Source organism: Virgibacillus proomii (assembly GCF_900162615.1).
Taxonomy (GTDB): domain Bacteria; phylum Bacillota; class Bacilli; order Bacillales; family Amphibacillaceae; genus Virgibacillus; species Virgibacillus proomii.
The window spans coordinates 1,332,614-1,346,807 of the sequence record NZ_FUFN01000010.1 but is presented as its reverse complement, the minus strand read 5'-3'; the positions used below and the strand labels follow the sequence as shown (position 1 = coordinate 1,346,807).

Genomic DNA, 14,194 nt, shown 5'->3' with positions numbered 1-14,194 from the left:
GTGCGTTTTCAATTTCTAATTACCTGCTTTTCCTGGAACTCGTCCATGTCTTTGATATCGTATTTTCCACTACCTTTGTTATCTAAGTTGCTGTGTTCTTCTTTAAGCTGTTTTTCTTCCTTGGCAGCTAGTTCTTAAGACCACTTCATTTACAAGAATTTTGGGATTGTGTGGACTTGAAAAACAGCTCTAGTTATCGGTCAATAACAATGAGTGAGAGATTAATGTTTGAGTTAAAAAAGTATAAAGCTAAACAAATTGAACAAAAAATGAAGTATGGAAAAGATTATGATGATTAGGGGTTCGGAGTTGCGACCAACCGAGGTACTTTTATTTTGCCGACAAATTTAGGAAGAGCTTTCAGATTAAGACGAGACAAACTAATAAAGAATGGTATAAAATTAAAGAAGATACGATTCCACGATTTAAGGCATACTCATGCTAGTTTGTTATTTAGCCAAAAAGAACATCCTAAAGTTGTTCAGGAACGATTAGGTCATTCAAGCATAGAAGTGACACTAGACACATATTCCCATATGCTTCTGAATATGCAGGAATCAGCAGTACAAACATTAGATGAAATGTTCTTGAACTTGAAGAATGCCGATTTTGAAAATGATGTGACCAATACGTGACCAAATCAACAAAAACAAAGAAAAAAGGCAAGGGATAGAGTTGCGCTCTATCCCTTGCCACATAAAGAATTGAAAGTAGCACGCCCGGAGGGATTCGAACCCCCGACTCACGGTACCGGAAACCGTTGCTCTATCCCCTGAGCTACGGGCGCAAGTATTATATTCTAATAAAGACACATAGAATATTATAACCCTTATTTCCCTGTTAGACAAGCCCTTTTTTCATTTTTATGTTTATTTTTATGGGAAATGGAAATGAATGTAAGTGTATTTTCATCTTATCAAATGTTTTTGTTTGACCTTTTTTGACCTATTAGTTATGATAATTATATCCAATTGATGGATATTTGAATAGATGAGGAGGATTTTTATGAATTTAATACCAACAGTTATAGAACAAACAAATCGCGGTGAACGCGCCTATGACATTTATTCACGTTTATTAAAAGACCGTATTATTATGCTTGGTAGTGCCATTGACGATAATGTAGCAAACTCTATTGTAGCACAACTATTATTCTTAGAAGCAGAAGATCCGGAAAAAGATATTTCCCTATATATTAATTCACCAGGTGGATCGATTACAGCTGGAATGGCTATTTATGATACGATGCAATTTATCAAGTCAGACGTATCAACGATCTGCACAGGTATGGCTGCTTCGATGGGAGCATTCTTGCTCACTGCTGGAGCAAAAGGGAAACGCTATGCATTGCCAAATAGTGAGGTAATGATTCATCAGCCACTTGGTGGTACACAAGGTCAAGCAACGGACATTGAAATTCATGCACGCAGAATTTTGCAAATGAAAGAAAAAATCAATGAAATTCTTGCTGATCGGACTGGACAACCGCTAGAAGTCATTGAACGTGATACAGATCGTGATAACTTTATGACTGCCCAAAAAGCTGTCGAATACGGTTTAATTGATAAAGTGTTAGAACGTAAACCTGAATAAAAATAATAAATGCCCTTTTCAATGATCGAAAAGGGCATTTATTTATTTTCCGGAAACGAAATCCGTTAATTGAGTAATCGCTTTTTCTTCATCCGCCCCGTCTGCAATGATTGTGATTTCTTCACCAGCAGTTATAGCTATACTCATCAGTCCCATAATACTCTTCGCATTCACTTTTTTCCCATTTTTTTCAATAAACACATGAGAAACATACTGGTTTGCTTCTTGGACAAATTCAGCAGCAGGTCTTGCCTGCAATCCTGTCGGCAATTCTACCTTAATCAGTCTCTCAATCAACTCTCTCATCCCTCCTCATAAGCGAAAGCGTTCTCATAATTATCGTATTATATTATAAATGAAGCAAAGTTCGTTTAGCAAATACGTTACTATTTGAAGGGAACCGTCATCAACGGCTCCTTCATAAAAACTATTTTATACGTGTTAAATCAAACGAATTCATTGCTCATCATGTAGCTGTATTATACCATGGTTTTTTTTACAAGCAAAGCTTAGGTAAACAGTTCTCCCTTTTTAATTCTTTCTGCGTATTCATCGATTTTCTTTAATCGGTGATTAACACCAGATTTAGATATTTTACCGCTTTCTAATAACTCACCGAGCTCTTTTAAAGATACATCCTGATGCTGGATCCGAAGGACAGCAATTTCTCTTAGTTTCTCTGGCAATTGATCAAGCCCAATGGTTCGATCAATTAATTGAATGTTCTCAATTTGTCTAAATGCAGCACCAATTGTCTTATTTAAATTAGCTGTTTCGCAATTAACAATCCGGTTTACAGAGTTTCTCATATCACGTAAAATACGAACGTCTTCAAACTTGAACAGTGCATTATATGCACCGACAATACTGAGAAATTCTGTAATTTTTTCTGCTTCTTTGATGTAAACGATATAACCATTCTTTCGTTCCAGTTTACGTGCATGCAAACCAAAATCATTAATCAGTTCGCATAACGCATCATTATGTTCTTCATAAAAATTAAAAATTTCTAAATGGTATGAAGATGTTTCCGGATTATTAATGGAGCCCCCAGCCAAAAATGCACCTCGTAAATAAGCTCTTTTACAGCAGGTGTTCTTTAGAAACTCATTAGAAATAGTTCGCGTGAAACTCAAAGGCTCTTGTAAAATGCGTAAATCCAGCAATAAGGAACGAACATCCTCTTTAAGACGAACAATATAAACATTATTCTTTTTTAGCTTCATTTTCTTTCTCACTAACAGTTCTACACGGACATCATAGGCCGCTTTAATCAGCATATAAATGCGTCTGGCAATAGCAGCATTTTCTGTCTGTACATCTAATGTGTACTTATGCTTGGATAAAGAAACGGCTCCATTCATACGGACCAGTGCAGCTAATTCAGCATATTTACAGCACTCATCTATCTCGATCGCTGTTAATTCTTTTTTTATTTCCGAAGCAAAGGACATGTTATCCCCCCCTTCATGTGCTTAAACAGCTTCATTCTCTTTTAAAATAGAATACAATAACGCTGCTACTTTATGATTATCATGTCTTAACGCGGATTGCGACGGATCAATAATATCACCTTCAATAATTCTTAGACCCATCTCTAATAAACGTTCTGTATCATAAATAACTGGCTCTGCGTTTTCTTCTGCATATATCGCTCGAATTGTTTTTTCTATCGGCTCATTATGTACCACTATGGAATCCACACTATTTTCTCCAATATGATCACAGATAGCTTGCACATGGTCTGCAGCAGTATAGCCAGTTGTTTCTCCAGCCTGTGTCATCACATTACATACATAAACTACTTTCCCTTTTGTTCCACGGATTGCCTCTGCTATTTGCGGCATGATAATGGTTGGCATAATACTTGTATATAGACTTCCAGGCGCAATTACAATCATATCCGCTTTTTTTAAAGCGTTAACGGCATTTGGTAATGGATGAACAGGCTGCGGGCTTAAAAATACACGCTTGATTCTCTTATTAGCTAAAGGAATATTAGATTCTCCTGACACGATCGTACCATCTTCCATTTCTGCATGGAGTGACATACTATCATTAGATATAGGGTAAATTTTTCCTTTCACATTTAAAACACGGGAAATTTCTCTTATTCCCTGATTAAAATCTCCGGCAATGGAAGTCATCGCCGCTAATAATAAATTGCCCAGGGAATGACCAGATAATCCATTCCCTACATTAAAGCGATGTTGAAATAATTCAATTAGCATTGGCTCAGCATCAGACAAAGCAGCTATCACATTACGGATATCCCCTGGTGCAGGTATATCCATTTCATCACGCAGTCTTCCTGTACTTCCTCCATCATCTGCAACTGTAACAAGGGCAGTCAATTGAATGGGGAGGTTTTTCAAACCACGTAGTAAAACAGGCATCCCTGTTCCACCGCCAACAACGACTACTCGTGGGAGTTTTTCTGAATTCATTTATGATGTCCCTTTCTTTTGTCAATATCACGATGTGTAACATGAGTAATATAGCCCTCACTTAATTCCTTTGCAAAATATTCAGTAAGTGCGACAGATCGATGTTGTCCACCTGTACACCCAATAGCGACTACTAATTGCGACTTCCCTTCTTTTTTATACTGCGGAAGCATGAATTGAAGTAAATCAAGTACTTTGGAATTAAATTTTTCCGTATCTGTCCAGCGAAATACATAAGAAGCAACGTCTTTGTTCAAACCTGTTAAAGGCTGTAAATTAGTAACATAATGAGGATTTGGTAGAAAACGAACATCAAATACTAAATCAGCATCTATCGGTAAACCGTACTTAAAGCCAAAAGAAACAAAATGAATAGAAAAGACTTCCTCTTCTTCTTCAGAATAAGCCTGCACGATCTTTTCGCGGAGCTCTTTTGGTTTAAGGTTGGTTGTATCAATAATCCGCTGAGCTCTTCCTCTTAACTCATCTAAAATTTCCCGTTCTTTACGAATACCATTTAAAGGAAGTCCACCTACTGCTAAAGGATGGGAACGCCTTGTTTCCTTATACCGGCTTACAAGTTTTTCATCCTTGGCATCTAAAAAGAGAATATGCTCATCAAGCCAATCTTCAACTGCCAATACATCCAATGCCTCAAATAAAGAATCAAAAAATTCACGAGCACGTAAATCCATTACAAGTGCAACCTTTTGAATATTATTTGTAGAATCCTTCATTAGTTCAATAAATTTAGGTAACAATGTAGGAGGAAGATTGTCTACACAGTAATAACCTAAATCTTCAAAACTTTGCACAGCAACTGTTTTACCAGCTCCTGACATCCCTGTTATAATAACTAATTTTGTTTCTTGTTTTTCACTCATTTACTCTATCTCCCTCTTTAGTCTGGATCTAGTTGAATTGAAATTACTCAGTCTAACTTATACTATGTTAAACGGTATGTCTTTGCTAGTCACCTCTTTAAGATAGGATAAGGCAAAGACATTTTGTTTTCGTCAATTAATTCTCAAGATTGGATACATCGTTTCCTGTTCTGTATATATTGTCAATATGTTATTATATTGCCCCGCATGTAAGGTGCCGTAAGACTATCGCTTTAAGGGTTGTAGGGATATGAAGAAGTCTAAAAGGGAGAAGGCGGCACCTACATGCCCGATTCGTTTCGGTTGAAAGGACAGAGTTGCTACGACAGTAATACACCGCGGTTTTCAAGGACAAGAAAGACTACGATAGCATACTTCGCACGAAGAAAAAACGTACTTCTTTTTCAAGAGTTGCAATTTTGCCGTTTGTTCTACTTCTTATCAGTAGAGGATGAAGAAACCGCTAACTGAATAAGATTTCACTTATAATAATTTACAATGGGTCAATACGATAACTGATTAATTCGTCCGCTTTTGTATAATTAAACGTTCCAGTTACTATATGATCACTATTGAATATATACTGATATATCATTCGATCTCCTTCAGCCATCGGTAAATTCTTTATTTCTTTAATATCTACCCATTCCAGTTCACCTTCTCTGCAAAATTCAACAAGCTTTCCACTGTATTTATGGCAGATGAATGTGTACATCATCCATTCTCGTTTAGACTCATCTTCATCTAACACTGTAAATGTAAACACTCCAGCTAATCTTGGATCATGAAGTTGCAATCCCGTTTCCTCTTTATATTCTCTAATTACAGATTCACGAATGGTTTCGCCAAATTCCATCTTTCCTCCGGGAATTGCATACCATCCATGCTTGGGCTTTTTTAAAACTAACAGTTGATTTTGATCTATTACTATGCAGTTTGTAACCTGTTGCATTCCAATCACCTCTAAATTCACAACAATGGACTATCTATCCATACCAATTTATATTATACTAGTTTCAACTATAAAAGGAAACTTACGTAACTGCAAATGGGGATAACCGCTAACATCATATATAGTCAATAATGTTATACTTAAAGTCTGTGTTTAAAAAAAGAATATAATAAAACTTCATTCATGTTAATAATTGGAATTCACCAAATCTATAGTCATAAATTTTCATTTCTTAAAAGATGTAAAATTTAGCGGCGAGACGAGATCCTAGTTACACATATATATATATGTATATCTTAAAAAAGTTTACGGTGTCGAATGAACTCCTAAGCTAAAATTTAATCCATCCTAACATACGAAAAAACCCGAAGTATTTTTTTCTACTGACTTTTTGAGTAACGGAAAAAAACTTAAGCTAGCGCTCACACTAGGCAATGCTACTTTTCAAAAAAAGTTATCAACAAGGGTAGAAACGGATATAATTTTATTAGAAAACAAAAAAAGCACAGGTTTATACATACCTGCGCCAAATAACTAATCTATCTATTAAAAGGGGGTCAATTAGTTAGTTTATATTATACCCCACGATTATTTCGCACATATTACAGCGCGGTTAAAAAGCAGTTACTCATAGTAAATTTTTCTTAAAGCTTTTAGGAATTGGCTGCTTTCATTTCTTCCTTCACATCTTCAACATACTTTATTGCTGATTCTGCTGCTATACTTCCATCACCAGTTGCTGTAACAATTTGTCGTAATGTTTTTTCACGTATGTCGCCAGCAGCAAAAATGCCTGGTATTGGGGTTTCCATATTTTCATTTGTTGGGATATATCCATCTTCATTGGTAATGCCAAGAGATTTAAAAGGCTCACTCAATGGAACCATACCAATATATACGAATACACCGTCGATATCGTGATCATATACTTCGCCCGTTTTTTTATTTTTTAACGTTACACTACCGACTTTTCCATCCTGTTCATTGATTTTTTCAACCACTGTATCCCAAATAAACTCGATCTTCTCATTATCAAATGCGCGATCCTGTAAAATACGTTGTGCTCTTAATTCATCACGACGATGAACAATGGTCACTTTATTAGCAAATCGGGTTAAATATATACCTTCTTCAACCGCAGAGTCACCTCCGCCAATCACGATCAAGTTTTTCCCTTTAAAGAATGCACCATCACAAACAGCACAATAGGATACGCCACGGCCGCCTAATTCTTCTTCACCTGGAATGCCTAGCTTTTTATATTGGGCACCAGTCGTAATAATTACGGACCTTGTATTGTATTCCTTATCTCCAGCTACAATCGTTTTATAATCGCCATGATCAATAACTTCTTTAATATCACCATAAGCGTATTCAGCACCAAATTTTTTAGCGTGTTCAAACATTTTATTGGATAACTCCGGACCAAGGATATGCTCATATCCAGGATAATTTTCAACATCTTCTGTATTGGCCATTTGTCCTCCTGGAATACCACGTTCAATCATCAATGTTTCTAAATTAGCCCGAGAAGCATAAACAGCAGCTGTCATACCGGCAGGACCAGCGCCTGCAATAATAACATCATACATTTTGTGATCGGACATTTTATTCGCCCCTTTTCTACTTATAATTCAGCCATATTTAGCTTAATAAACGTAAGACTTTTCGTCTAATATTATGCTCACACTTACTTATTTTCCTCCCAAGGCATTATTTCACTTAATAAATTTGGATGTCTTTTACATCCTTCCTGCCAAATGGAAACGGCTTTTGCTTGTTCTCCAGAGCGATACGTGGATAAAGCATACCAGCGAAAATAAGAAGGATGTCCTTTTACTTTCCCTTTAACCAGAGATTGAAATCGCATCAGTGCTTCAGCATGATTATTTGTTCGAGCAAGCGTGACAGCAATACGTAATTTTTGCTGTTCATGAATTGGGTATACGTTTAGTAATGCCTGAATATGCAAATGATATTCTTCATTCATTTCTAATTCATAATAAAATAATGCTAAATTCAGATGGCAAGATAAAGAATTCGGATTTTCATCTAATTCTTTTAGCTCCATCTCTAGTGCTTTTGTTTTATAACCAGAAAAAAACAGGGCTTGGGTATAGTCATGGTTTGTATTAGGATGCTCTGGAAATAGAAAGAGCATCTCTTCCAAGACGGGAATTGCTTTTTCCCATTCTTCATATTCCATATGATAAAAGACGGTTTCCTGATAAATCAGCAGTTCATCTTCGTCTTCCAAATCCCAATCCTCATCATCTTCTTCAATATCAATTAATGCTAATAAATGCATGACTTCAACTTTAAAGTCACCATTTGGTTCCTTTTCTAAATAAAGATCAGCAAATTTTTTTGCATCATTCAACAAACCAAGATGTGCATAATTATTGGCCAGCAAATAATAACAGTCGACATATTCCGATGTCTGCAACACATTTGTCAACACTTCATTTGCTGCATGGTATGCTCCGATCTCTGTATAGATAATAGATAACTGACATTTATATAATGCTTCAGTTGGTTTTTGCTCAATTGCTTTTTTTAACCATTTTATAGCGACATCAAATTTTCTTTTTTGAAAAGCTTCTATACCTTTTGTGAAGTAAAAATCACCTTCAGGAATAAAAGGGAGAACGTTATTTTGTTTTTCATTTGATTTATTTGTAACTTGTGACATATATATCCCCCTCGTCTATAAACATACGAACAAAGTATACCATATTTGCCATCAGTTTTATACAGACCTAAATATATACCATATTATGACGCCAATCCTATCAATAATGAAATTTGTCCAGGCTTGAACCATGGATATAGGAACTTGCCTTTCCACTTATTCTTAAAGAATTTTCACTTCATGGAATTAACTTCTATAAAGTTAAATTTCATTAAGTAGGAGTTTTCTTCCAACCTTCCTACTGAATGTTAGTACCACAAGGGTATGACCTAAAGGCCTTTGAACGAATCGGGCATTTAGGTGCCGTTTTCTCCCGCTTAGACCCTTTTGTACCAACTTAGGCTCTTGAAGTGGGAGTCTTACGGCACCTTTTAAACATTCGTCGTTTTTTAAATTCAGTGCTAAAAATTTTATCTATGGTGATATCAAGAAGTCAATGTTGTTGACTTATCGTAATAAGAAGATCAAAGTTTGCTACAGCTTATGCAATTGAGCTAGACACGGGAGCTACTTTCAAAAAAGTATCGACCATGTAAAAATAGATATCATTTCTTATATATTAAAAAACTGGAAATCCATAATGGACTTCCAGTTCATTGATTAATTTTCTTCCGTTTGTGGGTGAACAGCTTCATGCAACGCTTGTGTTAATTCTTCCACGTATGCGTGCTTTTGTTCCTCAGACCAATTTAAAGTTTTTGCCATATACTCTACCACTTTTACTTGGTGAGAACGAACCCATTCAATTTCAAAGAATAAAGCTCCTGTACGTCTAATAAAAAAGTCAACCGGTTTATAGGCAGCCTCATATTCTAAGGCATATAATAATTCCACAAATACTAACAAATCAATTTCTGCTTGCTTTGCTTCTTCTTGTTTCGTTCGATAAAGCTCCATAATAACTTCAAAATTAGCTCCATATCGTTGGATTAAGCGGCGAGCAGCTGATTCTTCCATACCTTCTACCACTGCTTCTTGTATTTTTCTTTCCATAAATCTCGCAAAGCCCTCGGAGCCACCAACTTCTCCACCTGAAATTGGCAGATGAACCGTATCCGACTTCGAAAAGAGAATTCCCTTTTCTTGTTTTAATTGGTTCGTAACCGTATCAACTGCCTCCTCAGCCATTTTACGATAGCCTGTTAGCTTACCCCCTGCCATGGAGATTAAACCAGAATCAGAGATAAAAATCTCATCCTTACGGGAAATTTCACTTGGATTGTCTGCCCCTTCTTCTGCAATTAATGGACGTAAACCAGCCCAACTTGATTCCACATGATCGGCACGAATATTTAATGTAGGGAACATATATTGAATAGCCTGTAAAATATAATCACGATCTGCCACTGTCATTTTAGGATTGGCTATATCACCACAATAAGTCGTATCTGTCGTTCCAACATAGGTAACATCTTCTCTAGGTATCGCAAAGACCATACGGCCATCCGGTGCATCAAAATAAATTGCCTGTTGTAATGGAAAGACCCGTTTGGAAAACACAAGATGTACACCTTTTGTTAAATGTAACGCTTTTCCTTTTCTCGATCCGTCAATCTCTCTTAATTCGTCAACCCATGGACCACCTGCATTAATAATCTTTTTTGCATATACCTTGTATTGTCGTTTATGAATTTGATCTTCAATTACTACTCCAATTATTCGTTTATTATCATCGTATATAAATTCGATTACTTTAGCATAGTTTGTTGCGATAACTCCTTTTTGTACAGCCTTTTTTAGTACTTCGATCGTTAGTCGAGCGTCATCTGTTTTATATTCCACATAGTATCCTGCTCCCTTTAAGCCTTCTTTTTTAATTAAAGGCTCCTTTGCCAGTGCTTCCTCCGGGTTTAACATTTTACGCCGTTCTGATTTTTTTACCCCTGCAAGCATGTCGTAAACTCTTAATCCTATATTTGTAGTAAACGGACCAAATGTCCCCCCCCTATGGAAAGGAAGCATCATCCATTCTGGTGTAGTTACATGAGGGCCATTTTCATATACAATTGCTCGTTCATGCCCAACTTCTGCAACCATTTTCACTTCAAATTGTTTGAGATAGCGAAGCCCACCATGTACTAATTTTGTCGATCGACTTGATGTTCCGGCTGCAAAATCCTGCATCTCGACTAATGCCGTATTTAATCCTCTTGTCACTGCATCTAAGGCAATTCCTGAACCAGTAATGCCACCTCCTATAACTAACAGATCTAACTTTGCCTCTTGCATTTTTTTAAAACGTTCTTCTCGACGATAACTAGAAAAAGTATTCATCACTAACTCACTCCCATAATTATATTTACCCTTTTTTGTAAAAAGCCATGTATCAGTATGGACGAAAGTATTGGTTTTAACAAACATGTATTGAAAACTTGACTAGTAACAAGTCTATGACGCAGATAATTGAACAGTTGCACTTTTACCTTAGAACCTTGTCGCCTAATCGGTTTCTGTGCTAATCCTTTATCTTCTCTTAACGGAAAAAATAAAACCGCAAAACAAACTAATATGTACTATATTAGTCGCTTTGCGGTTTCTCCAATTCTCCGTCCAAATATTAACTTACTGTAAGTATAACATAATTACTCTTGATCAACAACGATTTGCTTGTTTTAGAGTCTGTCACGTATTTAAGGGAGTCACTCTCACCTTGTGATTTTCTGGCTTTTACCCTGAATGTAAGGTGTCGTAAACTAGCAAATGCTTATTTTAAGTTCGTATTCCTTACTGCCTGATGCTTTTTTCCCCATCCGACAAATTAATGAGAAGTAGAATAAAGGCTGTCATCTCGGGCCTACCTGAAAAATATGATGTAATCCTGCAAAAGCCTTCCTTGTCCTCAAAAAAGAAAATCGCTTTTTATTTCTTTTCTCTCAAAAACTATTCTACCAAAGGCGAGAATCATCTATTTCCCCATAGATATTTTACTCATACCCTGTTTTTATCCTATTTTTGAAAAATATTATTTCATTTTCACCAAAGATCGGTGTTCGATGTCGATACACCAATAGCTCCTGCTTCTAATGCCTGTTGCACTTGATCATCTGTCTTAATAAGACCTCCTGCAATAACTGGCAAGCCGGTTTCCTCGGATAAATAGTGAATCATGGTTGGAATGATTCCTGGCAACACTTCAATACAATCGGGCTGTACGCTTTTAATCAGCTTAATATTCTGTTCTAAAGCTAAACTGTCCAGTAAAAAAACACGTTGAATCGCCAACATATCATGTTTTTTAGCCATTTTGATCACATTGGCTCTTGTCGATAAGATCCCATTCGGCTTTATTTCCCGTAGAACGTATTCCATTCCGTAATCATCTGATTTTAATCCTTGGATTAAATCGAAATGAACTAAAATGTTTTTATTCGCTCGTTTGGAGTAAGTAACCAAATTTTTAATTTGTGATAAACGTGTCTCTAAAATAACAATGGTTGGATATGAGGTTTCTAATGCTCTATCAAAATCCTTCAGTTTGCGGATCGCTGGTAAAATACCTGTTGGTACATGCAAGCTATCACCTACTCTTTATTACGTGCTTCCATTTCTTCTTTTGTATAAATAATGCGCATTGGATTTCCACCTACAAAAGCACCGGCAGGAACGTCCTTATGCACTAATGTGCCTGCAGAAATAACTGCTCTATCACCAATTGTCACGCCGGGCAAAATCGTTGTATTAGCACCGATCATTACTTCGTTGCCAATCGTTACTTCACCGATTCGGTATTCTTTAATTAAATATTCATGCGCCAATATCGTTGTATTATATCCGATAACGCTGTTATCCCCAATTTTAATTTTTTCAGGAAACATAATATCTGGCATTACCATTAAAGCAAAAGCCGTATGTTCTCCGACTTCCATTGATAGAAGCTGACGATAAAGCCAGTTTTTCACTGACAAAAACGGCGTGTATCTGGCAACTTGGATGACAACAAAGTTTTTCATCACTTTCCAAAATGATACCGTATCATAAATTTGCCATAACGCATTTGTATGTTTCACAGGATAACGTTTTGTTTTTCGCATTATTTACACTCCTGTAATAGATAAAAGATCACGCATATCCTCCAGCATATAAGTTGGATTGTATTGCATTAATCGCTTCTTGCCTTTATACGACCATGCTACTGCAGCCGTTTTAACACTGGCATTGTGCCCTGATTGTATATCATGGGAATTATCACCGACCATTAGAGTGGATGTTGTATCAGCATTTAATTCAGCCATTGCTTTTAGCACAGGTTCTGCATCTGGCTTTGGCTTGTTAACATCATCTAAAGTAATCACTGTATCAAAGTAATCACCGATTTGAGTAATCGCCAACCCCTTAGCTACTGCCTGGCGCATTTTAGTTGTCACGACCCCTAGCTTGATATCCTTTGCCTTTAGCTGCTGTAATGTTTCTTCTACATATGGAAATGCCTTTACATAATGATCATGCTCGTTCATATTATGTGTTCGGTAAGTTTCTACCATACGCTCTGCTTTTTCTGGGTTAATGCTGTGAAACGTATCAAATAGGGGTGGACCAATAAATTCAATAATTTCCTGTCTTGAAAACTGATAATTATAATGTTCAAATGTATGCAAAAACGAAGCAATGATCAATTCATTGGTATCGATTAATGTACCATCTAAGTCAAAAAGTATTGTACGAATGCTCATTTGTTGCTGATTCCTTTCTTCTGTTCTTATCTACTCGTTTCCAAATAAAAGCAACAATCATGGTTAATAAAATGGCTGTTACTAATCGAATAACTAATAATGGCCATACAGGGATCCCTAGTGGAATAAATACTAACGTATCCTCCACTACTGCGTGACAGGAGACTAGAAAGATAAGTGCAAGCATCATGTCCTTCTTCTCCACTCCATCTTCTTTGACAGCCTGAATCATCACGCCAGCGCCATAGGCTAGCCCAATCGTAAGTCCTGCTACCATTGTCATCGATGTATTTTCTTTCATTCCTAGGGCTTTTGTAAATGGTGCAAATATTTGCGAAAGCTTTGTAAGCCACCCCATTTCCCGTAGAAATTGCATCATGATCATTAACGGAAGAACGATTAATGCTAATTGCGCAATAGCTACAATTGCCGTTTGTAAACCATGTATAACAATTTCAAACCAGCCATTTAAACTCGGTTCTGTATTAGAAATAAACCCGTATACAGCTTGCTCTGAACCACCATTCCAAATAACATTAATGACAATTGCAGCGATTAATGCTAAACTGACTCGAATGGCTACAATTAACCACCAGCTAACTCCAACTCTCGAAGCAACGGCTGATTCAATAAATAGATTATGGCTAAATGATAGCATAATCGCCATAATAAATACTTCTTTCACTGTAAAATCAAAGGAAACAATTGCAGCGATCCCGGCATATAAATTTAAAGTATTTCCCAACACTAAAGGAACTGCAGCCTCACCGGAAAGTCCGATCAAGCCCATCAGTGGCGTTAATTGCTTTATCACCCAAGGAAGAATTGGTGTGAATTGTAAAATAGTCACAATTAAAGTTATCGGGAAGATCACTTTTCCTAATGTCCAGGTTGTATGTAAGCCTTGCTGTACCCCACGTAGTAAAATACTTTTCATTTCCGTATTCCCTCTCTCG

14 protein-coding genes and 1 tRNA gene are annotated in these 14,194 nt (G+C 36.6%); 2 read left to right on the top strand and 13 right to left on the bottom strand.

Going from position 1 to position 14,194, the window contains the following annotated elements; genetic code table 11:
* Positions 1–335 precede the first annotated feature (335 nt).
* A complete protein-coding gene (locus BN1066_RS13770; protein WP_245799790.1) occupies positions 336–635 on the top strand; it encodes a tyrosine-type recombinase/integrase in 300 nt (99 codons plus the stop codon).
* A 79-nt stretch (positions 636–714) separates the two neighbouring features.
* Here BN1066_RS13770 and BN1066_RS13765 read toward each other — a convergent pair.
* Positions 715–787: transfer RNA gene (locus BN1066_RS13765), tRNA-Arg, on the bottom strand.
* A 218-nt stretch (positions 788–1,005) separates the two neighbouring features.
* On the opposite strand from BN1066_RS13765, the gene clpP reads away from it, so the two are divergent.
* Entirely contained in the window at positions 1,006–1,593 is a 588-nt protein-coding gene (clpP, locus tag BN1066_RS13760) for an ATP-dependent Clp endopeptidase proteolytic subunit ClpP (RefSeq protein ID WP_077320039.1), read from the top strand.
* Between the two features lie 42 nt (positions 1,594–1,635).
* Here the strand turns inward: clpP and BN1066_RS13755 are convergent, their stop codons facing one another.
* From BN1066_RS13755 to BN1066_RS13700, 12 genes are all read right to left on the bottom strand, one after another.
* Positions 1,636–1,899 carry an HPr family phosphocarrier protein gene (locus BN1066_RS13755; RefSeq protein ID WP_425445281.1) on the bottom strand — a complete coding sequence of 88 codons (264 nt, stop codon included), beginning with the start codon at positions 1,897–1,899 and terminating at the stop codon, positions 1,636–1,638.
* Positions 1,900–2,102: 203 nt separating this feature from the next.
* Positions 2,103–3,047 carry a DNA-binding protein WhiA gene (gene whiA, locus BN1066_RS13750; protein ID WP_077320037.1) on the bottom strand — a complete coding sequence of 315 codons (945 nt, stop codon included), beginning with the start codon at positions 3,045–3,047 and terminating at the stop codon, positions 2,103–2,105.
* 21 nt (positions 3,048–3,068) lie between these two features.
* The gene (locus tag BN1066_RS13745; protein ID WP_077320036.1) at positions 3,069–4,040 is read right to left on the bottom strand and encodes a gluconeogenesis factor YvcK family protein; all 972 of its coding nucleotides are present in this window, start codon (positions 4,038–4,040) and stop codon (positions 3,069–3,071) included.
* On the bottom strand, positions 4,037–4,924 hold the full coding sequence (rapZ, locus tag BN1066_RS13740; protein ID WP_077320035.1) for an RNase adapter RapZ: 888 nt from the start codon (positions 4,922–4,924) through the stop codon (positions 4,037–4,039). Before rapZ ends, BN1066_RS13745 begins: the two co-directional genes overlap by 4 nt.
* 493 nt (positions 4,925–5,417) lie before the next feature.
* Positions 5,418–5,876 carry an 8-oxo-dGTP diphosphatase gene (locus BN1066_RS13735; protein WP_077320034.1) on the bottom strand — a complete coding sequence of 153 codons (459 nt, stop codon included), beginning with the start codon at positions 5,874–5,876 and terminating at the stop codon, positions 5,418–5,420.
* Between the two features lie 653 nt (positions 5,877–6,529).
* Entirely contained in the window at positions 6,530–7,507 is a 978-nt protein-coding gene (gene trxB, locus BN1066_RS13730) for a thioredoxin-disulfide reductase (RefSeq protein ID WP_281250292.1), read from the bottom strand.
* A 59-nt stretch (positions 7,508–7,566) separates the two neighbouring features.
* The gene (locus BN1066_RS13725) at positions 7,567–8,568 is read right to left on the bottom strand and encodes a tetratricopeptide repeat protein (protein ID WP_077320032.1); all 1,002 of its coding nucleotides are present in this window, start codon (positions 8,566–8,568) and stop codon (positions 7,567–7,569) included.
* Between the two features lie 600 nt (positions 8,569–9,168).
* Positions 9,169–10,842 carry a glycerol-3-phosphate dehydrogenase/oxidase gene (locus BN1066_RS13720; protein WP_077320031.1) on the bottom strand — a complete coding sequence of 558 codons (1,674 nt, stop codon included), beginning with the start codon at positions 10,840–10,842 and terminating at the stop codon, positions 9,169–9,171.
* 699 nt (positions 10,843–11,541) lie between these two features.
* On the bottom strand, positions 11,542–12,081 hold the full coding sequence (locus BN1066_RS13715) for a glycerol-3-phosphate responsive antiterminator (RefSeq protein ID WP_077320030.1): 540 nt from the start codon (positions 12,079–12,081) through the stop codon (positions 11,542–11,544).
* 8 nt (positions 12,082–12,089) lie between these two features.
* Positions 12,090–12,599, bottom strand: a complete 510-nt coding sequence (locus tag BN1066_RS13710) for an acyltransferase (RefSeq protein WP_077320029.1) — start codon at positions 12,597–12,599, stop codon at positions 12,090–12,092.
* Between the two features lie 3 nt (positions 12,600–12,602).
* A complete protein-coding gene (gene ppaX / locus BN1066_RS13705; RefSeq protein WP_077320028.1) occupies positions 12,603–13,238 on the bottom strand; it encodes a pyrophosphatase PpaX in 636 nt (211 codons plus the stop codon).
* Complete coding sequence (locus BN1066_RS13700) at positions 13,213–14,175, bottom strand: nucleoside recognition domain-containing protein (protein WP_077320027.1); 963 nt, start codon at positions 14,173–14,175, stop codon at positions 13,213–13,215. The genes ppaX and BN1066_RS13700 overlap by 26 nt, the downstream gene beginning before the upstream one ends.
* Positions 14,176–14,194: the final 19 nt, after the last annotated feature.

What these genes read in the sequence shown, in the direction of transcription:
- BN1066_RS13720 (WP_077320031.1), bottom strand. Translation starts at nt 10,842, where the DNA reads ATGAATACTTTTTCTAGTTATCGTCGAGAAGAACGTTTTAAAAAAATG.
- BN1066_RS13735 (WP_077320034.1), bottom strand. Translation starts at nt 5,876, where the DNA reads ATGCAACAGGTTACAAACTGCATAGTAATAGATCAAAATCAACTGTTA.
- rapZ (WP_077320035.1), bottom strand. Translation starts at nt 4,924, where the DNA reads ATGAGTGAAAAACAAGAAACAAAATTAGTTATTATAACAGGGATGTCA.
- whiA (WP_077320037.1), bottom strand. Translation starts at nt 3,047, where the DNA reads ATGTCCTTTGCTTCGGAAATAAAAAAAGAATTAACAGCGATCGAGATA.
- ppaX (WP_077320028.1), bottom strand. Translation starts at nt 13,238, where the DNA reads ATGAGCATTCGTACAATACTTTTTGACTTAGATGGTACATTAATCGAT.
- clpP (WP_077320039.1), top strand. Translation starts at nt 1,006, where the DNA reads ATGAATTTAATACCAACAGTTATAGAACAAACAAATCGCGGTGAACGC.
- BN1066_RS13725 (WP_077320032.1), bottom strand. Translation starts at nt 8,568, where the DNA reads ATGTCACAAGTTACAAATAAATCAAATGAAAAACAAAATAACGTTCTC.
- BN1066_RS13755 (WP_425445281.1), bottom strand. Translation starts at nt 1,899, where the DNA reads ATGAGAGAGTTGATTGAGAGACTGATTAAGGTAGAATTGCCGACAGGA.
- BN1066_RS13700 (WP_077320027.1), bottom strand. Translation starts at nt 14,175, where the DNA reads ATGAAAAGTATTTTACTACGTGGGGTACAGCAAGGCTTACATACAACC.
- BN1066_RS13710 (WP_077320029.1), bottom strand. Translation starts at nt 12,599, where the DNA reads ATGCGAAAAACAAAACGTTATCCTGTGAAACATACAAATGCGTTATGG.
- BN1066_RS13745 (WP_077320036.1), bottom strand. Translation starts at nt 4,040, where the DNA reads ATGAATTCAGAAAAACTCCCACGAGTAGTCGTTGTTGGCGGTGGAACA.